The sequence below is a fragment of the Achromobacter sp. SD115 genome, assembly GCF_017355315.1.
In the GTDB taxonomy this organism is placed as follows: domain Bacteria; phylum Pseudomonadota; class Gammaproteobacteria; order Burkholderiales; family Burkholderiaceae_B; genus Achromobacter; species Achromobacter xylosoxidans_B.
In genome coordinates this window covers 24,921-46,143 of sequence record NZ_JADIJM010000034.1, presented here as the reverse complement: position 1 = coordinate 46,143, position 21,223 = coordinate 24,921, and the positions used below count along the sequence as shown (strand labels likewise).

General features: G+C 65.7%; 20 protein-coding genes and 2 tRNA genes. 20 read left to right on the top strand and 2 right to left on the bottom strand.

The features are described 5' to 3' along the window. Nucleotides 1-124: 124 nt before the first annotated feature. Entirely contained in the window at nt 125-574 is a 450-nt protein-coding gene (gene mscL, locus IPU70_RS30670; protein WP_013390932.1) for a large conductance mechanosensitive channel protein MscL, read from the bottom strand. A 140-nt stretch (nt 575-714) separates the two neighbouring features. Here mscL and petA point away from each other — a divergent pair, with 140 nt between their 5' ends. The 12 genes from petA (at nt 715) to IPU70_RS30610 (ending at nt 9,324) form a co-directional block, all read left to right on the top strand. Next, nucleotides 715-1,356 carry a ubiquinol-cytochrome c reductase iron-sulfur subunit gene (gene petA, locus IPU70_RS30665; protein WP_207473111.1) on the top strand — a complete coding sequence of 214 codons (642 nt, stop codon included), beginning with the start codon at nt 715-717 and terminating at the stop codon, nt 1,354-1,356. A 74-nt stretch (nt 1,357-1,430) separates the two neighbouring features. Continuing rightward, nucleotides 1,431-2,819 (top strand): cytochrome bc complex cytochrome b subunit, encoded by a 1,389-nt coding sequence (locus IPU70_RS30660; RefSeq protein WP_013390930.1) that lies wholly within the window; start codon nt 1,431-1,433, stop codon nt 2,817-2,819. A 23-nt stretch (nt 2,820-2,842) separates the two neighbouring features. Next, nucleotides 2,843-3,694 carry a cytochrome c1 gene (locus IPU70_RS30655; protein ID WP_013390929.1) on the top strand — a complete coding sequence of 284 codons (852 nt, stop codon included), beginning with the start codon at nt 2,843-2,845 and terminating at the stop codon, nt 3,692-3,694. Nucleotides 3,695-3,848: 154 nt separating this feature from the next. Next, complete coding sequence (locus IPU70_RS30650; RefSeq protein ID WP_006388039.1) at nt 3,849-4,460, top strand: glutathione S-transferase N-terminal domain-containing protein; 612 nt, start codon at nt 3,849-3,851, stop codon at nt 4,458-4,460. Nucleotides 4,461-4,473: 13 nt separating this feature from the next. After that, nucleotides 4,474-4,923, top strand: a complete 450-nt coding sequence (locus tag IPU70_RS30645) for a ClpXP protease specificity-enhancing factor (protein WP_207473109.1) — start codon at nt 4,474-4,476, stop codon at nt 4,921-4,923. 67 nt (nt 4,924-4,990) lie between these two features. Beyond that, nucleotides 4,991-5,066 (top strand) — tRNA-Thr (locus IPU70_RS30640). A gap of 217 nt (nt 5,067-5,283) precedes the next feature. Beyond that, nucleotides 5,284-6,042 (top strand): hypothetical protein, encoded by a 759-nt coding sequence (locus IPU70_RS30635; protein ID WP_013390927.1) that lies wholly within the window; start codon nt 5,284-5,286, stop codon nt 6,040-6,042. A 1-nt stretch (nt 6,043) separates the two neighbouring features. Then, nucleotides 6,044-6,250, top strand: coding sequence for a hypothetical protein (locus tag IPU70_RS30630; RefSeq protein ID WP_013390926.1), 207 nt, complete (start codon nt 6,044-6,046; stop codon nt 6,248-6,250). Nucleotides 6,251-6,416: 166 nt separating this feature from the next. Continuing rightward, nucleotides 6,417-6,492, top strand: a tRNA-Asn gene (locus IPU70_RS30625). A gap of 133 nt (nt 6,493-6,625) precedes the next feature. Further along, nucleotides 6,626-7,540: a transcriptional regulator GcvA gene (gene gcvA / locus IPU70_RS30620; protein WP_207473107.1), complete on the top strand. Its 915-nt coding sequence runs from the start codon at nt 6,626-6,628 to the stop codon at nt 7,538-7,540. Between the two features lie 96 nt (nt 7,541-7,636). Continuing rightward, nucleotides 7,637-8,110, top strand: coding sequence for a RidA family protein (locus IPU70_RS30615; protein WP_013390924.1), 474 nt, complete (start codon nt 7,637-7,639; stop codon nt 8,108-8,110). A gap of 17 nt (nt 8,111-8,127) precedes the next feature. Continuing rightward, nucleotides 8,128-9,324 (top strand): aminotransferase class V-fold PLP-dependent enzyme, encoded by a 1,197-nt coding sequence (locus IPU70_RS30610; RefSeq protein WP_207473105.1) that lies wholly within the window; start codon nt 8,128-8,130, stop codon nt 9,322-9,324. A gap of 45 nt (nt 9,325-9,369) precedes the next feature. Here the strand turns inward: IPU70_RS30610 and IPU70_RS30605 are convergent, their stop codons facing one another. Beyond that, nucleotides 9,370-10,263, bottom strand: a complete 894-nt coding sequence (locus IPU70_RS30605) for an EamA family transporter (RefSeq protein ID WP_207473098.1) — start codon at nt 10,261-10,263, stop codon at nt 9,370-9,372. A gap of 149 nt (nt 10,264-10,412) precedes the next feature. Between IPU70_RS30605 and IPU70_RS30600 the strand changes: the two genes are divergently transcribed. The 8 genes from IPU70_RS30600 (at nt 10,413) to IPU70_RS30565 (ending at nt 21,178) form a co-directional block, all read left to right on the top strand. Beyond that, nucleotides 10,413-11,303 (top strand): AraC family transcriptional regulator, encoded by an 891-nt coding sequence (locus tag IPU70_RS30600; RefSeq protein WP_207473096.1) that lies wholly within the window; start codon nt 10,413-10,415, stop codon nt 11,301-11,303. Between the two features lie 85 nt (nt 11,304-11,388). Further along, nucleotides 11,389-12,831 carry a DUF2868 domain-containing protein gene (locus IPU70_RS30595; RefSeq protein ID WP_242702769.1) on the top strand — a complete coding sequence of 481 codons (1,443 nt, stop codon included), beginning with the start codon at nt 11,389-11,391 and terminating at the stop codon, nt 12,829-12,831. Beyond that, nucleotides 12,824-14,212, top strand: a complete 1,389-nt coding sequence (locus tag IPU70_RS30590; protein ID WP_207473094.1) for a GTPase/DUF3482 domain-containing protein — start codon at nt 12,824-12,826, stop codon at nt 14,210-14,212. Before IPU70_RS30595 ends, IPU70_RS30590 begins: the two co-directional genes overlap by 8 nt. Before the next feature lie 360 nt (nt 14,213-14,572). Beyond that, nucleotides 14,573-16,180, top strand: coding sequence for an ABC transporter substrate-binding protein (locus IPU70_RS30585; RefSeq protein WP_013390918.1), 1,608 nt, complete (start codon nt 14,573-14,575; stop codon nt 16,178-16,180). A gap of 120 nt (nt 16,181-16,300) precedes the next feature. Continuing rightward, nucleotides 16,301-17,272 carry an ABC transporter permease gene (locus IPU70_RS30580; RefSeq protein ID WP_013390917.1) on the top strand — a complete coding sequence of 324 codons (972 nt, stop codon included), beginning with the start codon at nt 16,301-16,303 and terminating at the stop codon, nt 17,270-17,272. 10 nt (nt 17,273-17,282) lie between these two features. Continuing rightward, nucleotides 17,283-18,209, top strand: a complete 927-nt coding sequence (locus IPU70_RS30575; RefSeq protein WP_207473091.1) for an ABC transporter permease — start codon at nt 17,283-17,285, stop codon at nt 18,207-18,209. 7 nt (nt 18,210-18,216) lie between these two features. Continuing rightward, nucleotides 18,217-19,944: an ABC transporter ATP-binding protein gene (locus IPU70_RS30570; protein WP_013390915.1), complete on the top strand. Its 1,728-nt coding sequence runs from the start codon at nt 18,217-18,219 to the stop codon at nt 19,942-19,944. A gap of 25 nt (nt 19,945-19,969) precedes the next feature. Then, on the top strand, nt 19,970-21,178 hold the full coding sequence (locus tag IPU70_RS30565) for an amidohydrolase family protein (RefSeq protein ID WP_207473090.1): 1,209 nt from the start codon (nt 19,970-19,972) through the stop codon (nt 21,176-21,178). The last annotated feature ends 45 nt before the right edge of the window (nt 21,179-21,223 follow it).

Below are 21,223 nucleotides of genomic sequence, written 5' to 3'. Positions count from 1 at the left end.
CTATCGGGGGAGAGAACAAGCAGCGGATCGTTCAGCGGAGGCCGGCATGCGCCGGCGGGAACTTCCGCCAGCCGCGGCCCGCGATCCGCCGGTGCGCGGATCCCGGACCTGCGGCAGTATCGGATCAGGGCTTCTTGAGCAGATCGCGGATTTCGCGCAGCAGCGCCACGTCTTCGGGCGTCGCGGCGGGTGCGGCCGGCGCTTCCTCGGCCTTGGCGCGGGCCTTGTAGATGGCCTTGACCATCCAGAAGATCACGAAGGCCAGCAACACGAAGTTGATGATGATCGTGACGAAGTTGCCCCACGCAAAAACGTTGGCGCCAGCCTTGGTCAGGTCGGCGTAGGTCATGGGGCCGTTGTAGCCGGCCGGCATCGACAAAACCAGGAACTTGTTCGAAAAATCGACCGAGCCGCCGAGTATGAAGTTGACCAGCGGCATGACGATGTCCTTGACCAGCGAATCGACGATCTTGCCGAACGCCGCGCCGATGATGACACCGACTGCCAGGTCCACTGCGTTGCCTTTGACAGCGAAATCTCGGAATTCTTTGACGAAACCAGTCGCTTTGCTCATAAAAGCACTCCCTTCGTGATACGCCCGTGAGTGGGCTGGCGCTATAATACGCGGTTGCTATGTTGTTACAAATTCCCGCGAAGCCGATGCCGCAGAAGTGATGCTACTCGTAGAGCGGGCGCATCAACAAGGATAGGAAGATGAGTCAGGATACGCTGGTGCACGATGATGACGGTGCGGTTGATCCCAACCTGCCACCTGATCCTTCGCGACGTTTCTGGGTTACCACCGCCTGTGCTGTGGGTGGCGTAGCAGGTGTCGCAACGGCAGTGCCGCTTGTGAGCACGTTTTCTCCCTCCGAAAAAGCCCGCGCGGCCGGAGCTCCCGTAGAAGTGGACGTCGGCGACATTCCCGTCGGCACCATGAAGACGGTTGAATGGCGCGGAAAGCCGGTCTGGATCATCCACCGGTCTCCTGAACAACTCGCCGGTCTGAAGACCCAGGACGCCTTGCTGGCCGATCCTGACTCCAAACGCCCCGGCTTCACGCCCAAATACGCCGAAAACGAAGGCCGCTCGCGCAAGCCCGAGCTCTTCGTCTGCGTCGGCATCTGTACCCATCTGGGCTGCTCGCCTACCTCGCACTTCGAAACAGGCGGCGGCGGTGGCTTGGGCGCCGACTGGCAAGGCGGTTTCCTCTGTCCTTGCCACGGCTCCACGTTCGATCTGGCTGGCCGTGTCTACAAGAACAAGCCCGCGCCCGACAACCTCGAAGTCCCGCCGTACCAATATCTCACCGACACCCGCATCATCGTGGGCGTCGATGAAGACAACAAGGCCTGACGCTCGCGTCGCGCTTTTTTCCCGAATTACGTAAGTAAAACAAATACGCCACGTATTAGAGAAGGAGCCGTTACATGGCTGGCGAGAAAACCGTCGAGACGACAGGCCTGTTGGGCTGGCTGGACCGGCGCTTCCCGGTGACCTCCACCTGGAAAGCCCATCTGTCCGAGTACTACGCACCGAAGAACTTCAACTTCTGGTACTTCTTTGGCTCACTGGCCCTGCTGGTGCTGGTGCTGCAGATCGTGACCGGCATCTTCCTGGTCATGCACTACAAGCCGGACGCCGAACGCGCGTTCCAGTCCGTCGAATACATCATGCGCGAAGTCCCATGGGGCTGGCTGGTGCGCTACATGCACTCCACCGGCGCGTCGATGTTCTTCGTCGTCGTGTACCTGCACATGCTGCGCGGGCTGCTTTACGGTTCCTACCGCAAGCCGCGCGAACTGGTATGGATCTTCGGCGTCGCGATCTTCCTCTGTCTGATGGCGGAAGCCTTCTTCGGCTACCTGCTGCCCTGGGGCCAGATGTCCTACTGGGGTGCGCAGGTGATCGTGAACCTGTTCGCGGCCATTCCCTTCATCGGTCCTGAGTTGTCCATCTGGATCCGCGGCGACTACGTCGTGTCGGACGCCACGCTGAACCGCTTCTTCGCCTTCCATGTCATCGCCATCCCGCTGGTGCTGGTGGGCCTGGTCGCGGCCCACCTGGTGGCGCTGCACGAAGTCGGCTCGAACAACCCGGACGGCATCGAGATCAAGCAAGGCCCGAAGGACAAGTACGGCCGCCCGAAGGACGGCATCCCGTTCCACCCGTTCTACTCCGTGCATGACCTGATGGGCGTGGCCGGCTTCCTGCTGGTGTTCGCGTTCATCGTGTTCTTCGCGCCGGAAATGGGCGGCTACTTCCTCGAGTTCAACAACTTCATCCCTGCTGACTCGTTGAAGACGCCTCCGCACATCGCCCCGGTCTGGTACTTCACGCCGTTCTACTCGATGTTGCGCGCCACCACCGACGAATTCACCTGGGTGCTGGCGGGCGCTTCCGTGCTGGGCGCCATCGCGCTGCTCGTCAAGAGCAACCTGAAGGGCTTCATGCGCATCGCCGTCCCCGGCATCCTGATCGTCGTGGCCGTGCTGCTGCGCGTGATCGACGCCAAGTTCTGGGGCGTGGTCGCCATGGGCGGCACGGTCGTCATCCTGTTCTTCCTGCCGTGGCTGGACCATTCCCCGGTCAAGTCGATCCGCTACCGCCCGACCTGGCACAAGTGGATCTACGGCATCTTCATGGTCAACTTCCTGGTGCTCGGCTACATCGGTACGCAGCCGCCCAGTCCGCCGTTGAACATCACGTCGCAAATCGGCACGCTGCTGTACCTGGCATTCTTCTTCCTGATGCCGGTCTGGAGCCGCCTTGGCACTTTCAAGCAAGTGCCCGAGCGCGTTACGTTCCACGCCCACTGAGCCCACCAGATAACGGATTAACCATGATCAAGAAGCTGATTGGTGCCGTGGCCTTGATGCTCACGTGTACCGTTACCCTCGCCGCCGGAGGCGGCTATCCCCTGGACAAGGCCCCGTACCGCGTCAACGACATGTCGTCGCTGCAGAACGGAGCCAAGCTGTTCGTCAACTACTGCCTGAACTGCCATAGCGCGTCCTCGATGCGCTACAACAAGCTCAAGGACATCGGGCTGACCGACCAGCAGATCAAGGAAAGCCTGCTGTTCACCGGCGAAAAGGTCGGCGACATGATGAACGTCGCCATGACCCCGAAGGATGCCAAGCAGTGGTTCGGCACGACGCCCCCGGACTTGTCCGTGATCGCGCGCGCCAAATCCGTGAACGCCGGCCCCTCGGGCGCCGACTACATCTACACCTACCTGCGCACCTTCTACCGCGACACGTCGCGCGCCACGGGCTGGAACAACCTGGTCTTCCCGGCCGTGGGCATGCCCCACGCCCTCTGGGAAGTGCAGGGTCCGCGCGAGCTCACGACCGTCGCCATGCACGAGGTCGAAAGCAAGGGCGACGCCCCCAAAACCTGGGAACGCGTCACCACGGTGTACGATGCACAGGGTTTTTCCACGGTCAAGGCCGAACCGGTAGCCAACTACCACGGCCATGCCACCTTCGATGCCAAATTTAAGGCCGCCAACCCGGCCCAAGTCGCAACATACGACAACGACGTCGCCGACCTGACTGCGTTCATGTCCTGGATGGCCGAACCCGTCCAGACATTCCGCGTCCGTCTCGGCGTCGGTGTCATGTTGTTCCTGCTGCTGTTCTTCCTGGTTACCTGGCGCCTCAATGCCTCGTACTGGAAACACGTGCGCTAACCGCAACGCCCCGCCAGGTTTTTATCCGTCCCTGATTGCAAATGGGGACGGAATCGGCGGATAGGGCTGTACGCCTATCCCGCCTGGCAATTGGGGCCAGCGCCTGCTAGATTAAGGCGCTGGCCTTTCGTTTTTCAATAAAGGACTTACCGCCATGATGGTGCTCTATTCCGGAACCACGTGTCCGTTTTCGCAACGCTGCCGCTTCGTGTTGTTCGAGAAAGGCATGGATTTCGAGATCCGCGACATCGACCTGTACAACAAGCCCGAAGACATCTCGGTGATGAACCCGTACGGTCAAGTGCCCATTCTGGTCGAACGCGACCTGGTCCTGTACGAGTCGAACATCATCAACGAGTACATCGACGAACGCTTCCCGCATCCGCAGCTGATGCCCGCCGACCCGGTCATGCGCGCCCGCACCCGCCTGTTCCTCTACAACTTCGAGAAGGAACTGTTCGTCCACGTCTCGACGCTGGAAGACCGCAGCGCCAAGCCCGACGAAAAGAAGCTGGCCAACGCCCGCCAGAACATCCGCGACCGCCTGGCCCAGCTGGCCCCCATGCTGCTGAAGAACAAGTACATGCTGGGCGAGGAATTCTCCATGCTCGACGTGGCCGTGGCTCCGCTGCTGTGGCGCCTGGACCACTACGGCATCGAACTGCCCAAGAACGCGGCGCCGCTGCAAAAGTACGCCGAACGCATCTTCTCGCGTCCGGCCTACATCGAAGCGCTGACGCCTTCGGAAAAAGTGATGCGTCGCTAAGGTTGGTTGCGTGATGGGTGAAACTTCGACCAAACCGTATCTGATCCGCGCGCTGCACGAATGGTGCACCGATAACGGCTACACGCCCTACATCACCGTGCAGGTCGACGAGCACACCATGGTGCCCGTCGCCCATGTGCGCGACGGTCAGATCACGCTGAACGTAGGCACGCTGGCCACCAACCGTCTGACGCTGGGCAACGAATTCATCGAATTCCAGGCCCGCTTCAGCGGCGTGACCGAAAACGTCTACGTTCCGGTAGGTGCCGTCAGCGCCATCTACGCGCGCGAAACCGGCGCCGGCATGGGCTTCGAAGTGCAGCCCTACGAACCGCCGGAAGCAGGCGCCCAGGGCGCGACGGCCGCCGCCGCGCCCGAAGGCTCCGACGCCGATGCTGCCCCCGGCGACGACGGCGGAGACGACGACGAACCCAAGCGTCCGCGCCTGACCATCGTCAAATAAGGCATCCACGCAAGGCCTGCATTTTTTTCATTACAATGCAGCCCTTCGCGTGCGCCTGGCACGCAGCGCCGGTGTAGCTCAGTTGGTAGAGCAGCTCACTTGTAATGAGAAGGTCGAGGGTTCGATTCCTTTCACCGGCACCAGATTCCAGATGCAGATCCGTCTAGAGACGATCTGAAAAACCCGCACCGGCTATGACGGCGCGGGTTTTTTATTGCCCGAATCCGGCCCTGAACGCCCGGCTCTGAACCCGCTCATGGCACTTGGTCCTATTAACGCGCCGCCGGACTCTGCAACCAGGCCTTTACGCGAAATCGCTGACTACAATCGCGCCAAGTTCCGCCCAGAAGGCACGGTTCCATGCATATCAATCATCTCCCCGGCGTGCGGCAAAAGCGCCTCTGGCAAAAGCGGTGGCCCAGGGAAGTCCTGTTCAACGGACCGCCCATCCTCGTTGCCGGAACCGCCGCAGTGAAGAGCTGGCGCGAACCGCTCTTGGAATCATGGATGTTCGGCCTGACGGCGGCTACTGGCGTCTGGCTGATTCTGGCTGCGCTGGTTCGCGTGGCTGTGGCACGCGCCGAAGACGACATGGACGGGCCGGACGTCGTCCACGAAGGTCTGGGTGCAGCGGTTTCCACAATGCACACCATGCTTGCCGAATGGTGCAACAAGCGCAAGTGCGGAGCCGACCTGCGCACCACCTTCCACCGTGTCGTTCCTCCCGTCCATGAACCGCGGGAAATCGAGCAGATCATCAACTACGCGGGCGCAGGCGGTGAGGGCGCAGGGCGGACCTTTCCCGTGCACACCGGCATCGCGGGCAGGGCCGTCCGCAGCAAAACACCGCTGGTCATGTCCAGCCAGCACCGAACGGAAGATCAACTCCGTGCGGAGCTGGTGCTTGAATGGGGTTATACGGCGACCCAAGCCCGCCGGCTTGGGCCGGGGCGCTATTCGGCAATGGCGGTGCCTGTCCTGGACCGTTCAGGCCAGCATCCCGTAGGCGTGATTTATATGGACTCGAGCGACCGTGCGCTTTTCGAACGCAACGATGTCGCGGAGATCGTAGGCGCCGGCGCCAAAGCCATCAGCGACTTCGTCACCAAAAGGTATTGATATGACCACTGCCGCCAGCAAGAAACCTGAAGCCTTCTTCAAGGGATCCCGACTCATTTCCAGGCCGGGCGCGGTAATCCAGGTTCGGGAACTGATACTCACGGACTACGGGTTGCGCGCCATTACAAGTGGCAGCACGGGTATCCGGCAAGGAGCCATTGAAGACGCTGGCCCGCCGTCGGCGCTGAAGGGAATGGTTCCCGCCTGACCTCGTTGGTACTGCCCCACCCGGACTGCGTTTTGGTACGGCAAATGCCCGCTGCATGCGCCCGCGTCTTGGTAAGACAGGCAAATATTCGCCGCGTCGACCTCCCGTGCCCACCCCGTTTTGCATTCTTCCGTTTTTTTGTGCATAATTCGCCCCCTCTACCTGTTCCCCGATAGCTCAGTCGGTAGAGCGACGGACTGTTAATCCGCAGGTCGCTGGTTCGAGCCCAGCTCGGGGAGCCAAAGAATGCAGTACTGAAGGGCCCGCAACTTGTTGCGGGCCTTTTGCATTTGAAAGCGGCTATCCAGCCCATTTGCTGGACGGCGCGCGGCGTACGATGATGCGCATTCGATCATCACGGTTTTCCACGTCTCCATGCGTTCCGCGCGATCCCTGCCCGCCCTGGTTTCCCTGCGCGCTTTCGAAGCCGCCGCGCGGCGCATGAGCTTTTCGCTGGCCGCGCAGGAGCTCTTCGTGACGCAAAGCGCCGTCAGCCACCATATCCAGCGCCTGGAAGCCGAGTTGGGAGTGGCGTTGTTCGAACGGCGTACGCGCGCCGTGGCGTTGACTGCGGCAGGACAGGCCTACTACGAACGCGTGCACGCGGCTTTCGAACTGCTGCGCCAGGGCACCGACGAGCTCCGCGCGCCCGCAACGCCGCGCCAGACGCTGCGCGTCGGATTGCTGGCGTCTTTCGCCACGCGCTGGCTGGCGCCGCGCCTGGCGGCGTTTGGCGCGGCCCATCCGGACGTCGATCTGCAATTGCAGCCCGACATCGGTTTGGCTGACGTGGCGGGCGGAGAGGTCGACGTCGCCATCCGCTACGGCCGCGGCGTGTGGCCCGGCGTGCGCTCCCGGCTGATCATGGCGGAGCGGCTGTCGGTCGTCTGCGCGCCCGCGCTGATCACGGGCAGGAAGCGCCCGCGCATGCCGCAAGACCTGCTGCGCTTTCCGCTGCTGGCCTCGCATGCGCGCCATCCCTTCGAATGGGACGCGTGGGCGCGGCATCATGGCGTGGACCTGGGCGGCGTGCAACCCGTGCGCCTGCATGACTACAACATCGTCGTGGAAGCTGCGCTGTCCGGCCAAGGCATGGCGATGGGCCGCCACCGCCTGATCAGCGCCCAGCTCGCCAGCGGGGCGCTGGTGCATGCTCTGCCGGGTACTACGCTGGAGGCGCCGCGCATCGGCTGGTGGTTCGTGACGCCGCGCGGCGCGCTGGGCGAAACCGCGCAACGCTTCCTTGATTGGCTGTTGCAGGAAGCGCAAGCGCAGGACGATACGCATTAGTTTTGCTCATGCGTACTGCGCAAAAATTGATTGGTCAGGGTCGGCGGCGGCCGATAGCATGAGGCTTGCCCTTCTTTTCCCTTTCAGGAGTCCCTCATGACCCGTTCTATCTCCGGCCGCGTGGCCGAACTTGGCCTGACCCTCGAAGCCGCCTCCGCGCCCGCCGCCAACTACGTGCCTTTCGTGCAGGAAGGCAACCTGCTGTATATCTCCGGCCAGATTTCCCGCAAGGACGGCAAGGCAGCCTATCTGGGACGCCTGGGCGACCAGATTTCGGATGCCGACGGCGTAGAGGCGGCGCGCTTGTCCGCGTTGGGCCTGCTGTCGCAGATCGCGGCCGCCACCGGCGACAAGCTGGACCGCGTGGCCCGCGTCGTGCGCCTGGGCGTGTTCGTGGCCAGCACGCCCGACTTCAACCGCCAAAGCGCCATCGCCAACGGCGCCTCGGACCTGATGGTCGAGGTCTTCGGCGATGCCGGCCGTCACGCGCGCAGCGCCGTCGGCGTGGCGTCCCTGCCGCAGGGCGTGGCAGTCGAAGTCGAAGCCGTCATCGCGCTCACGCAAGCCTGATCCCTGCCGGAGCCGCCATGTCCGCCCCCTTGACCCCCAGCGTCGTGGAAGCGTTGCGCGCCCAGACCCCCGGCGCCCACACCACGGTCCATTTCAATCACGCCGGCGCGTCGCTGCCCTCGGCGGCGACGCTGCAGGCCATCCACGCGCACCTGCAACGCGAAGCCACCCAAGGGCCGATGGAAGCCGGCGTGAGGTCCCGCGAGCTGATTGAGAACGCCCGCACGCTGGCGGCCCGGCTGTTTAACGCGGACCCGAGCGAAATCGCACTGACAGGCGGCAACTCGCCCGGCTGGGGCGCCGCTTTTGCGGCGCTGGAGCCGTGGCGCCCCGGCGATCGCATTCTGGTGGGCCGTCACGAATGGGGCGGCAATCTGGCCGCCATGCGGCTCCAGGCGCAGCGCGCCGGCGCCACGCTGGAAGTCATCCCCTCGGACGATAGCGGCTGCACCAACGCGCAAGCGCTGGAGGCCATGCTGGACGAACGAGTGCGCCTGATCGCGCTGACCTGGCTGCCGGCCAACGGCGGCCTGATCAATCCCGCCGCCGCCATCGGCAACGTGGCGCGCCGCCATCGCATCCCGTACTTCGTGGATGCGGCGCAGGCGGTCGGCCAGTTGCCCGTGGACGTGGCGCAGATCGGCTGCGACGTGCTGAGCGGGGCAGGGCGCAAGGCGCTGCGCGGCCCGCGCGGCACCGGCCTGCTGTACGTGCGGCGCGGCTTCCTGGACCGGCTCACGCCGGCCTTCGTCGACACCCATTCCGCTCCCCTGGGCGCGGACGGCGAGCCCGTGCTGCGCCAGGACGCCGCTCGCCTGGAATCGGCAGAGGCTTCACTGGCGCTGCGCTGCGGTCTGGCCAATGCCTTGCAGGAGGCGCTGGACATCGGCCTGCCGGCCATCCGCGCGCGCATTGACGCCACAGCCCGGGCCCTGCGGACGGAACTGGCGGCCATCCCTGGCATCACCGTGCTGGACCAAGGCCGCGAACGCTCCGGCCTGGTGTCCTTCAACCTGGCCGGCCAGGACGCGGTATCGGTGCAGCGCGCCATGGCGGCGCAGGGCATCACCATCGGCAGCAACGGCGTGCCCTATACCCCGCTGGACATGGAGGCTCGCGGCCTGGCGCAGATTGCGCGGGCATCGGTCAGCTATCTGACCAACGACGCGGAAATCGACCGCCTGCTGGAAGGGCTGCGCGCCCTGGCCCGCTAGGGCCTGTTCACCCCAAGCAGCCTTGCACAGGGCTCCAGGCGGCGCTCAAGCCGCCGCGCGCCGCGCGAAGGGCGTCCACTTCGTGAAGACCAGCAAGTTGCCCAACATCACCAGCGCCAGGCCCAGCAGGGCCGGCGCTGTCCACTGATAGCCTTCGGCAAACGTGGACACGCTCAGGGCCACGACCGGGAACAGCACCGTGCAGTAGGCGGCGCGAGCCGGCCCCATGCGTCCCACCAGCGTCAGATAGGCCGTGAAGCCGACCACGGATCCGAGAATGGCCAGGTAGAGCAGAGCGCCCACGTACGAGGCCGAACGATCGAACTCGAATGGCAGGCCCGCCGCCACGCAACCCGCCAGCAGGATGGCCGCGCCATAGAGCATGCTGTAGGCATTGCCGGTCAAGGGCCGGATGCCGGCGCGCTGCTGCAACGACGACAGCATGTTGCCGGTGGAAAAGCAGAACGTGCCCAGCAAGGCGAAGCCCAGGCCCAGCAAGGTTTCGTGGCTGGCCTGCTGCCCGGCCAATTCCGGCCAGAACAGCAGCACCAGACCCGAAAAGCCCAAGGCGCCGGCCGCCATCACGCGCGGCGCAACGCGGGTGCCGAACCACAGGCGGGCATTCAGCGCGTTCCACAGCGTGGCCGCCGAAAACACCACCGACACCAGGCCGCTGGGGATCCATTGGGTCGCCGTATAGAAGCACAGGAAGTTCAGGCAGAACAGGCACAGGCCCTGGCCCACGCACAGCCAGTGGCCGCGCCGGTCCATTTTTTGCAGCTTGCGGGTCAGCGCCAGGGCCGCGAACAGGATCAAGCCCGCCAGCGCAAAACGGTAGAAGATGGATACGGGGATGGCCACCACGCCCAACTGCAGCTTGATGGCGATCCAGGTGGTGCCCCAGATGACGACAGTGAGGAAATACAGGAAAAGATTCACGATGCGGTGCTGAAACAGGAAACGGCGGTCCGGAAAGCCGCCCGGGAATCCAGTTTGCGCCCACCCCGCCGGCGAGGATTGCCGGTTCTTGCGGTTTTCTTCTTCGCGCGCACACGGCGCGCGCGGGATCGCAGTAGCATTCCACTCATATGCCTACCGTCGCTTCGGCTCCGGCCGACTTTTCCGTCTTTCGCACCCTGGCGAGCTCCACCGCGACGCTGGGGCGGGCCGCTGCGCTGGGCGAGGGCATCGCCATCTCGCAATGGTCGCGCAGCGCGCACGAGACCATGGGCTACGACAACCCCGGCCATCACACCCTGTCGCTCTATCTGCACGGCGGCGACAAGTCGTTCCGCCTGGGCCAGGACCGGCTGCACGGCGGCGCCGGCAAATTCTGCGTGCTGCCCTCGGAGCACTACTCGCGCTGGAGCATGAACGACTCCGTGCACTTCCTGCACTTGTACATCGCGCCGGAACGCCTGGCCCGCGAAGCCGTCATGCGGCTGGACTGCGAGCCCCGCACGCTGGAGCTGCGCGACCGCACCTACATCCACGACGACTCGCTGATCGACGTGTGCGGGCAACTGCTGGGCACCGACTGGCACCAGCCCGCCGACCGGCTGGCGGCCAGCAGCGCGGCCGAGACCGTGCTGCACCATCTGCTGAACCAGGGCGTGGCGCGCAAGCCTGCGGCAACGCTGCGTGGCGGCCTGGCGCCCGTCGTGCGCCGGCGCATGATGGACTACATCGACGCGCACCTGGCCGAACCGCTGACGCTGGACGAACTGGCAGGCGTGGCGGCGCTCTCCACCTACCACTTCGCCCGCATGTTCCACACCTCCTTCGGCGAACCGCCGCACGCCTGGGTACGGACGCAGCGGCTGGCGCATGCGCGCAAGCTGCTGGCGGCCGGCAAGGGCGACCTGGCCGGCATTGCCCAAGCCAGCGGCTTCGGCAACGCCAGCCATCTGGCGCGGGTCTTCCGCGACGCCGTCGGCGTCACGCCGGGACAATACCGCAGCGCGCGCGCCAGGCACTGAGCAGCGCTGCGGCCCCGTTTCGCGGCCCGCCCGGTCTACAATGGCCCACCGCCCCCAGGGCCTGACCGTACCGCCGCCCGACGCGATGCCGTCTACGACCTCTCGCGATTCCTCCCCCACGGCTGAACCCCTCGGCGCCGGCCCCGTGCGCGCGCACTGGCTGGCGGAGTTGATCCGCCTGCGCGAAGCCCATTGGGGGCCGCTGGAAGACGCAGACACGGTGCGCCGCGTGCGCCAGCAGGACGGCGATCTGCCTTCACGCATCCTGGCCCGCGCCGAGTTGCTGGCACGACGCGAGAACCTCGTCTCCCTGGTCGAAACATGGCGCCGCAGCGCGCTCGCCATCCTGGCCTTGCTATTTCTGCTGGCCGCGCTTTCCGGCGCAGGCGCCGCGCTGGGCGCGCTGGGCGACGGCTCCCGCGCGGTCAACGTGCTCTGGGCCCTGGGCGCCTTGCTGGGCCTGCATGCGCTCACCTTCCTGCTATGGCTGGCCAGCTTCCTGCTGCGGGCCTCCTCCGTCACGGGACTGGGACGGGTCTGGCTGTGGGCCACCCGCAAGTTGGCCCGCGGCCCCGACAGCGCGCTGGTGCCGCAGGCCTTCCTCAACCTGCTGGCCCGCGCGGGCGCCTTGCGCTGGCTGTTCGGCAGCATCAGCCATCTGCTGTGGCTCACGGCCCTGTGCGCGGCGTTGGCGGTGCTGCTGGCCGTGCTGTCCACCGCCAGCTACCGCTTCATCTGGGCCACCACCTTGCTGGCGCCGGACACCTTCGTGCGCCTGACGCAAGCCATGGGCTGGCTGCCGGCCCAGCTGGGCTTTCCGATGCCAGACGCCGCCATGATCCGCGCCAGCGACGGCGCCCAGGCCCTGCCCGCCGAAGCGCAGGTGCAGTGGTCGCTCTGGCTGATCGGCGTGCTGGTGGTCTACGGCATCCTGCCCCGTCTGCTGGCCGGCGCGCTGTGCGTGGCGGGTTCGCTGCGCGCCTTGCGCGGCCTGCGCATCGATCCCGCGCTGCCCGGCTTCTCCGCTCTGCGCGACCGTCTGGAACCGCCCGCCCTGTCCACCGGCATAGACCGTCCGGTTGATCCCCTGCACGAACCCCGGGTCGGCGCGCCGCCGCTCGCGGGCCTGGGCGGCCAGCCCGTGCTGCTGGGACTGGAACTGCCGGCGGACCTGGCCTGGCCGCCCGCGGACATGCCCGCGGGCATCCAGCAGGCCGGCAATCTGGACAGCCGCGAAGAACGCAACCGCGTACTGGACGCGCTGGCCGGCAAGGCCGCCACGCGCCTGCTGATCGCCTGCGACGCTCGCCAGACTCCCGACCGCGGCACGCTGTCGCTGATCGCCGAACTGGCCGCGCACGCGGAACAGACCCGCGTCTGGCTGATCACGCCGCATATGGACGCCGTTGCCCCCGCCACCCGCGCACCGCTATGGCGCGAACGCCTGCTTGCCCTCGGCCTGCCTGCCGACGCGGTGCTGCAAGCGCCCATTGCCCCGCTATCGTGGCTGGAGTCGGGCCATGGCTGAAGACATCATCAAGATCGCGCTGGTCGGCCACACCAACACCGGCAAGACCTCGCTGTTGCGCACGCTGACACGCGACACCCGCTTCGGCGAAGTCGCCGACAGCCCCGGCACCACGCGCCACGTCGAAGGCGCGCGCCTGCGGCTGGAAGGACGGGCCGTGCTGGAATGGTTCGACACGCCAGGCATGGAAGACAGCATCTCGCTGCTGGAGTACCTGGAAAAGCTGGACAGCCCGCAAGAGCGTCTGGACGGCCCCGCGCGCATCCGCCGCTTCCTCGACACGCCTGCCGCGCACGGCCGCTATGAACAGGAGGCCCGCGTCCTGGCGAAGATGCTGGACTGCGACGCCGCGCTGTACGTCATCGACGCGCGCGATCCGGTGCTGGGCAAGCACCGCGACGAACTCGCCATCCTGGCCGCTTGCGGCCGGCCCCTGCTGCCGGTGCTGAACTTCGTCAACGCGCCCGCGCACCGCGCCGATGAATGGCGCGCCGCCATGGCGCGGCTGGGGCTGCATGCCGTGGTGGAGTTCGACACCGTCGCCCCGCCGCTGGATGGCGAACAGCAGCTCTACGCCAAACTTGGCGTGCTGCTGGACCGCCACGCCGCCGCGCTGGCCCGGCTGTCCGCCAGCCTGGCCGAGCAGCGTCGGACGCGTCGCGGCTCGGCCTACGAACTGCTGGCCGACCTGTTGGTGGACGTAGCCGCCTTGCACGTAGCCAGCGCCAGCGACGAAGCGGCGCTCGCGGCCGCCTCAAGCAAACTGCGCGACCAGGTGCGCCAACGCGAACAGACCTGCGTCAACGCCTTGCTGGCGCTCTACAACTTCCGCGCAGCCGATTTCACCGACGATGCGCTGCCCTTGCAGGGCGAGCGCTGGGGCATGGACCTGTTCCATCCCCAGGCGCTGAAGGACATGGGCGTGCAGGTAGGCATGGGCGCCGCCGCGGGCGCCATGGCCGGCGCGGCGGTGGACCTGTTCAGCGCGGGCTTGAGCCTGGGCACCGGCATGCTGATCGGCGCCGCCGCGGGCGGCCTGTGGCAAGGCGTGGAAAAGCTGGGCAAGCGCGTGGCCGGCAAGCTGCGCGGCTGGCGCGAAATCAGCGTCGACGACGCGGTGCTGCGCCTCTTGGCCTTGCGCCAGCGGCAACTGATCGAAGCGCTGGAGCGCCGCGGCCACGCCGCGCGCGAGCCATTGAGACTAGATCATCCGGAGGATGAAGCCTGGCGCAAGGGACCCTTGCCCGAGGCGCTGAAGGAAGCCCGCAGCCGGCCCGAATGGTCGGCCCTGGGCGAGCCCTACGAAGACAGCGACCGCCGCAAGCGCGTGGTCCGCGAATTGGCGAAAACCCTTGCCGACACGCCGCCGCCCGGCGCCTGAAGGCGGAACCGCCCGCCTGCGCCGCACGCACCATTCCACGCTGCCGGCAAGCAAGTACTAACCCCAATCCAAACCGATTGACGCTTAAACGAATGGATCTATAACATTCGTTCTGCATCGGCGCGGGTCCGTCCCCGTCATGATAATCACAAGGGGTTGGGTCTATCGTGAAGTCGAAGTCCTGCGCAGTGATTCCCGGCAGCGCCATCACAGGCGGCCCGCGCGCGGCTCGCGCTGCGTATCGCCAGACCCCAATCCGTCTTTCGTCGTAAGCAGCAACGCCATGCCCCGGTTCCCCATGGGGCCGGGGCCCTGTCACTTCTGTCGCGCTATCCGCGCACCACACGGAGCATGAGGGCTATGCGTACTTTTCCCCACCTGAAGCAAGCTGCGCTCGCGGCTGCCGTCGCCGCCTCTCTGGCATTCAGCGCCGGCGCGGCCGCCAAGACCTTACACTGGTCCTACCAAGGCGATGCGACGTCCATGGATCCGATGGCCCTGAACGAAACGTTCACGCTGGGCTTCCAGGGCAACATCTACGAAACGCTGGCCGGCTACGACGGCAACCTGAAGCTGACGCCGCTGCTGGCGGAAAGCTGGGAAAACCCCGAACCCAACAAATGGGTGTTCAAACTGCGCAAGGGCGTGAAGTTCCATGACGGCTCGCCGTTCACGGCCGACGACGTCATCTTCTCCTGGAAGCGCAGCCTGACCCCGGGCTCCGATATGAAGGGCTATGGCGCCAAGGCGTCCGACATCAAGAAGGTGGACGACTACACCATCGAAGTCATCACCCCCACGCCCAACCCCATCCTGCCGCGCGAATGGGTGTTCCTGTACATCATGAGCAAGTCGTGGTCGGAAAAGAACAAGACCACCGAAGCCACCAACGTCAAGGGCGACAATCAGGGCAACTACGCCAACCTGAACGCCAACGGCACCGGCCCCTTCATGCTGACCTCGCGCCAGCCCGACGTGAAGACCGTGCTCAAGCGCTACGACGGCTACTGGAACAAGAACATCAAGACCAATGTCGACGAGGTCATCTTCCAGCCGATCACGCAGGAAGCGACACGCGTGGCCGCGCTGATCTCCGGCGAAATGGACCTGGTGCAGCCGGTGCCGGTGCAGGACTGGAAGCGGCTCGAAGACGCCAAGGGCGTCAAGCCGCTGACCGCGCCCGAAGCGCGCGCCATCTTCATCGGCATGGACCAGGACCGCGACGAACTGCTCTTCTCGGACGTAAAGGGCAAGAACCCCTTCAAGGATCCCAAGGTGCGCGAAGCCGTGGTGCTGGCCGTGGACACCAAGGCCATCAACGAGAAGATCATGCGCGGCGCGGCCAAGCCGCTGGGCTCGCTCATCGCCACCGCCATCAACGGCTATGACGAATCCTTCGGCGCGCCGTACAAGCCGGATCCCGAACGCGCCAAGAAGCTGCTGGCCGAAGCCGGCTATCCCAAGGGCTTCACGGTCACCATGGACTGCCCGAACGACCGCTACGTCAACGACGAAAAGGTCTGCCAGGCCGTGGCCGGCATGCTGGCGCGGGTAGGTATCAAGATCAACCTGCTGGCGCAGACCAAGTCCAAGTACTTCGGCAAGATCCTGCTGCAGGCCGGCAACCAGACCAGCATGTACATGCTGGGCTGGACGCCCAGCTCCACCGACGCGCACAACACGCTGCTGAACCTGACCTCCTGCCGCAATGCCAAGACGGCCGCGGGCCAGTTCAACCTGGGCGGCTACTGCAACAAGAAGGTCGACGAGCTCACCGACAAGATCGGCGTCGAAACCGACCAGGCCAAGCGCAATGCCATGATCAAGGAAGCCTTCGAGATCGTGCGCAACGACTATGGCTATCTGCCGCTGCACCAGCAGCCCATGTCCTGGGGCGTGAAGGACAACATCAAGGTCATCCAGCGCGCCGACGACGTGCTCGACCTGCGCGACGTCGTCCTGCCGTAAGCGGCCAGCGACGCGAGCCCCGGGCGGCGCATGCCGCCCGGGCGCGCCCGGCCCAGCCCCGGTTCCCGCCATCCGCGGGAAACGCGGCCCGGCGTTATCTGAAACCGAGGGCTCCCGATAATGCTTTCCTTTATTGCGCAACGGCTTATCCAGTCGGTGCTGGTGATGTTGACGGTGGCGCTGATCGCGTTCGCCATGTTCCGCTATGTGGGCGACCCGATAGCCAGCATGGTGGGTCAGGACACCACCCCTGAACAACGCGTGCAACTGCGCGAACAGCTGGGCCTGGACGACCCGTTCGTGGTGCAGTACGCGCACTTCGTCGCCAACGCCGTGCGCGGCGATTTCGGCATGTCGTACCGCCATCGCCGGCCGGTCAGCGAGCTGCTCGAAGAGCGCATGCCAGCCACGCTGGAACTGTCCTTCGTGTCCGCCGTGATGGCGCTGGCCCTGGGCATACCCATGGGCATCTATACCGCCCTCAAGCGCCACGGCGTGCTGTCCAAGGCCTTCATGGCGATCTCTCTGGCCGGCATCTCGCTACCCACCTTCCTGATCGGCATCCTGCTCATCCTGTTCTTCGGCGTGCAGCTGCGATGGCTGCCCAGCTTCGGACGCGGCGACGTGGTCAGCCTGGGATGGTGGACCACGGGCTTCCTGACCAAATCAGGCTGGCTGGCGCTGATCATGCCCGCCATCACGCTGGCGCTGTTCCAGATGACGCTGATCATGCGGCTGGTGCGCGCCGAAATGCTGGAAGTGCTGCGCGCCGACTTCATCAAGTTCGCGCGCGCCCGCGGCCTGCCGGAACGGCTGATCAATTTCCGCCACGCGCTGAAGAACACCATGGTGCCCGTCATCACGATCACCGGGCTGCAACTGGGCTCCATCATCGCCTTCGCCATCATCACGGAAACCGTGTTCCAGTGGCCCGGCATGGGTCTGCTGTTCATCCAGGCCATCAGCATGGTGGACATCCCCGTCATGGCGGCCTACCTGGTGCTGATCGCCTTCATGTTCGTGGTCATCAACCTGGTCGTGGACCTGCTGTACTTCGCCGTGGACCCGCGTCTACGCGTGCAGAGCAAGTAAAGGACTCATCATGATTGCTCGCATCGCTCCCTTCTTCGCCCGCGCGGCCGACAGCGACCTCTGGCACAGCTTCAAGCGTTCGCCCGGCGCCATCATCGCCGCGATCGTCACGCTGGTCATCCTGCTGGGCGCGCTGTTCGCGCCCGTGGTCGCGCCGCACAACCCCTTCGACCTGGCGTCCTTGAGCATCATGGACGCCAACACGCCGCCGTCCTGGGAAGAGGGCGGCAGTCCCGACTTCCTGCTGGGCACCGACGACCAGGGCCGCGACATCCTATCGGCCGTGCTGTATGGCTCGCGCGTGTCGCTGCTGGTGGGCTTCGCTTCCGTGCTGTTCTCGATGGTGCTGGGCGTGACGCTCGGCCTCATCAGCGGCTATGCCGGCGGCCGCGTGGACAGCTTCATCATGCGCATCGCCGACGTGCAGCTGTCGTTTCCGGCCATCCTGGTGGCGCTGCTGATCGACGGCGTGGCGCGCGGCCTGCTGCCGCGCGACATGCACGACCAGCTTGCGCTGTATGTGTTGATCTTCGCCATCGGTATCTCCGGCTGGGTGCAATACGCGCGTACCGTGCGCGGCTCCACGCTGGTGGAGCGCAACAAGGAATACGTGCAGGCAGCGCGCCTCATCGGCATCGGCCCGTTCACCATCCTGCGCCGGCACATCCTGCCCAACGTGATGGGACCGGTGCTGGTCATCGCCACCATCCATCTGGCCATCGCCATCATCACCGAAGCCACGCTCTCGTTCCTGGGCGTGGGCGTGCCGCCCACGGCGCCGTCGCTGGGCACGCTGATCCGCATTGGCAACAGCTATCTTTTCTCGGGCATGTGGTGGATCTCCATCTTCCCCGGCATCGCGCTGGTGGCGCTGGTGCTGTCGGTCAACCTGCTGGGCGACTGGCTGCGCGACGCGCTCAACCCCAAGCTGCGCTGAGGATGCCATGGCCCTGTTGAACATCGAAGACATCCGCATCGAATTCCCCAGCCGCCGCGGCACGCTGGTGGCCGTGGACGGCGTCTCGCTATCCCTGGAAAAAGGCGAGATCCTGGGCGTGGTCGGCGAGTCCGGCGCCGGCAAGTCCACCATAGGCAATGCCGTGATCGGCCTGCTGGAAGCGCCCGGCCGGCTCGCCGGCGGCGCCGTGCTGCTCAACGGCGAACGCATCGACACGCTGAACCCGGCGCAGAAGCGCAAGGTGCGCGGCCGCCGCATCGGCATGATCTTCCAGGATCCGCTGACCTCGCTGGACCCGCTGCAGACGGTGGAAAGCCAGCTGGTGGAAACCATGCAGGTACACCTGGACCTGTCCCATGCCGAGGCGCAGAAGCGCGCCGTGCAATTGCTGGCGCAGGTCGGCATCGACCAGCCGGAACTGCGCGTCAAGCAGTACCCGCACCAGTTCTCGGGTGGCATGCGGCAACGCGTGGTGATCGCGCTGGCGCTGTGCTGCGAACCCGAAGTCATCATCGCCGACGAGCCCACCACCGCGCTCGACGTGTCGATCCAGGCGCAGATCCTGGAACTGCTCAAGAAACTGTGCCGCGAAGAGCAGGTAGGCATGATCATCATCACGCACGACATGGGCGTGATCGCCGACGTGACGGACCGCGTGGCGGTGCTGTACCACGGCAAGCTGGTTGAACAGGGCCCCACCTCCAAGATCCTGGGCGACCCGGACCATCCGTACACACGCAGCCTGATCTCGGCGGTGCCGCGTCCCGACATCAAGCTGCGGCGCTTTCCGCTGGTGACCTACATCGAGGACGTGAAGAAGCCAACGCAGCCGCTGGATCTGGCCACGCACTGGCTGGGACAACGCCGCGACTTCGGCGCACGTAGCGGCGGCCCGCTGGTGCAGGTCAACGACCTGAGCATGCGCTTCGTGCTGAAGAGCGCGCTGCTCAAGCGCAACCAACGCACGCTGGACGCGGTCAAGCGCGTCAATTTCTCCATCGGCGAAGGCGAAGTCTTCGGCTTGGTGGGCGAGTCCGGTTCCGGCAAGTCGACGGTGGCGCGGCTGATCTCCGGCCTCTATACGCCCAGCGAAGGCTCGGTCAATTTCGGCGGCACCGACCTGACCGCGCTCAAGGGCGAAAAGCAGCTGAACCCGTTCCGCCGGCAGATCCAGATGATCTTCCAGGATCCGTTCTCTTCGCTCAATCCGCGCATGCGGGTGCTGGACATCGTGGCCGAGCCGATCCGCTTCCACAAGCTGGCGGCCAGCGAAGCGGAAGCGCGCCGCATCGTCGCCGACCTGCTGGACGTGGTCGGCCTGGGCGACCGCGCCGCCGAGCGCTTTCCGCACGAGTTCTCGGGCGGACAGCGCCAGCGCATCTGCATCGCGCGCGCCCTGGCCACGCGCCCCCGCTTCCTGATCTGCGACGAGCCGACCTCGGCGCTGGACGTGTCCATCCAGGCGCAGATCCTGAACCTGCTGAAGGACCTGCAAGAGGAACTGGGGCTGACCATGCTGTTCATCAGCCATGACCTGCCGGTGATCCGCCAGATGTGCGACCGCGTGGGCGTGATGCGCTACGGCGAACTGCTGGAAGTGGCCAACACCGAAGACCTCTTCGAACGTCCACAGCATCCCTACAGCCAACACCTGCTTGGCCTGATGCCCCGCCTGCAATCCATGTCCCGCGAGGGACTGGACGTGGCGGGGTAGCGCCAGGCGCAACCCGGAGCGAGACATGACGGCGACACGACAGACCCTGTTCATAGGCGGCCAGGTTTTCGACGGCAAGGGCAAGCTGCTGCCCAATCACGGCGTGCTGGTCGAAGGCCGGCACGTGGCGCGCGTGGCGCCGGCCGGCGAATTCTCCGGCTACGCCGGCGCGACCGTGCGCACCGACGGCATGACCCTGATGCCCAGCCTGGCCGACTGTCACGTCCACCTGGTCTACACCGGCGGCGCCGACCCCAACGCGCAGCTGAGCAAGCAGGGCCCGGCGCAGATCACGCTGACGGCGCTGGAGAACGCCCAGGCCAGCCTGCGCGGCGGCGTCACCGCGCTGCGCGATTGCGGCGGCAAGGATTACCTGGAATTCGGCGTGCGCGACGCCATCGCGCGCGGCGTGTTCCCGGGTCCCACGATCAAGGCCTCGGGCCGCATCATCTGCATGACGGGCGGCCACGGCAACCGCATCGGCCGCGTCGCCGACGGCTGCGAGGATGTCGTCAAGGCCGTGCGCGAACAGGTTCATGCCGGCTGCGACCTGGTGAAGATCATGGCCACCGGCGGCGTCATGACGCCGGGCGTCAGCCCCATGGACGCGCACTACAGCTTCGACGAAATGAAGGCCGGCGTGCACGAGGCCAAGCGCTTCCGCAAGAGCACCGCCAGCCATGCGCAAGGCACGCTGGGCATCCTGAATGCCGTGCGCGCCGGCATCGATTCAATCGAGCACGGCATCTTCATGGACGACGAGTGCCTGCGCGAGATGCTGGACGCCCAGACCTATCTGGTGCCGACCATTGCCGCAGTCCGCAACATCGTCGCCAACGCCGACAACGGCATCCCCGCCTACGCGGTCGAGAAGGCACGCGCGGTGGAACAGCGCCACCGCGAGTCGTTCCAGATGTACTACAAGGCGGGCGGACGCATCGCGTTGGGCACGGATGCCGGCACCCCGTTCAACCTGCACGGCGAAAACGCCATGGAGCTCGCCTACATGGTGGAGTTCGGCATGACGCCCATGGACGCGTTGATCGCAGGCACTTCGCGCGGCCATGACCTGATGGGCATGGACCAGCACGGCGCCATCGCCGACGGCAACGTGGCCGATCTGCTGCTGGTGCAGGGCGACCCCACCGCAGACATCATGAAGGCGGCCGACAAACGCTTCCATGTGGCGGTGCTGCGCAACGGCGAGGTGGCGGCGGGCGCCTTGCCGCTCTGAACCGCGACAGGCCTGCCGCGCGAGCCCGAAGCCGGCAAAGAAAAG

What these genes read in the sequence shown, in the direction of transcription:
- IPU70_RS30600 (WP_207473096.1), top strand. Translation starts at nt 10,413, where the DNA reads ATGCCTACCGTCGCTTCGGCTCCGGCCGACTTTTCCGTCTTTCGCACC.
- IPU70_RS30595 (WP_242702769.1), top strand. Translation starts at nt 11,389, where the DNA reads ATGCCGTCTACGACCTCTCGCGATTCCTCCCCCACGGCTGAACCCCTC.
- IPU70_RS30645 (WP_207473109.1), top strand. Translation starts at nt 4,474, where the DNA reads ATGGGTGAAACTTCGACCAAACCGTATCTGATCCGCGCGCTGCACGAA.
- mscL (WP_013390932.1), bottom strand. Translation starts at nt 574, where the DNA reads ATGAGCAAAGCGACTGGTTTCGTCAAAGAATTCCGAGATTTCGCTGTC.
- IPU70_RS30575 (WP_207473091.1), top strand. Translation starts at nt 17,283, where the DNA reads ATGATTGCTCGCATCGCTCCCTTCTTCGCCCGCGCGGCCGACAGCGAC.
- petA (WP_207473111.1), top strand. Translation starts at nt 715, where the DNA reads ATGAGTCAGGATACGCTGGTGCACGATGATGACGGTGCGGTTGATCCC.
- IPU70_RS30660 (WP_013390930.1), top strand. Translation starts at nt 1,431, where the DNA reads ATGGCTGGCGAGAAAACCGTCGAGACGACAGGCCTGTTGGGCTGGCTG.
- IPU70_RS30590 (WP_207473094.1), top strand. Translation starts at nt 12,824, where the DNA reads ATGGCTGAAGACATCATCAAGATCGCGCTGGTCGGCCACACCAACACC.
- IPU70_RS30635 (WP_013390927.1), top strand. Translation starts at nt 5,284, where the DNA reads ATGCATATCAATCATCTCCCCGGCGTGCGGCAAAAGCGCCTCTGGCAA.
- IPU70_RS30630 (WP_013390926.1), top strand. Translation starts at nt 6,044, where the DNA reads ATGACCACTGCCGCCAGCAAGAAACCTGAAGCCTTCTTCAAGGGATCC.
- IPU70_RS30565 (WP_207473090.1), top strand. Translation starts at nt 19,970, where the DNA reads ATGACGGCGACACGACAGACCCTGTTCATAGGCGGCCAGGTTTTCGAC.
- IPU70_RS30585 (WP_013390918.1), top strand. Translation starts at nt 14,573, where the DNA reads ATGCGTACTTTTCCCCACCTGAAGCAAGCTGCGCTCGCGGCTGCCGTC.
- gcvA (WP_207473107.1), top strand. Translation starts at nt 6,626, where the DNA reads ATGCGTTCCGCGCGATCCCTGCCCGCCCTGGTTTCCCTGCGCGCTTTC.
- IPU70_RS30570 (WP_013390915.1), top strand. Translation starts at nt 18,217, where the DNA reads ATGGCCCTGTTGAACATCGAAGACATCCGCATCGAATTCCCCAGCCGC.
- IPU70_RS30615 (WP_013390924.1), top strand. Translation starts at nt 7,637, where the DNA reads ATGACCCGTTCTATCTCCGGCCGCGTGGCCGAACTTGGCCTGACCCTC.
- IPU70_RS30655 (WP_013390929.1), top strand. Translation starts at nt 2,843, where the DNA reads ATGATCAAGAAGCTGATTGGTGCCGTGGCCTTGATGCTCACGTGTACC.
- IPU70_RS30610 (WP_207473105.1), top strand. Translation starts at nt 8,128, where the DNA reads ATGTCCGCCCCCTTGACCCCCAGCGTCGTGGAAGCGTTGCGCGCCCAG.
- IPU70_RS30650 (WP_006388039.1), top strand. Translation starts at nt 3,849, where the DNA reads ATGATGGTGCTCTATTCCGGAACCACGTGTCCGTTTTCGCAACGCTGC.
- IPU70_RS30580 (WP_013390917.1), top strand. Translation starts at nt 16,301, where the DNA reads ATGCTTTCCTTTATTGCGCAACGGCTTATCCAGTCGGTGCTGGTGATG.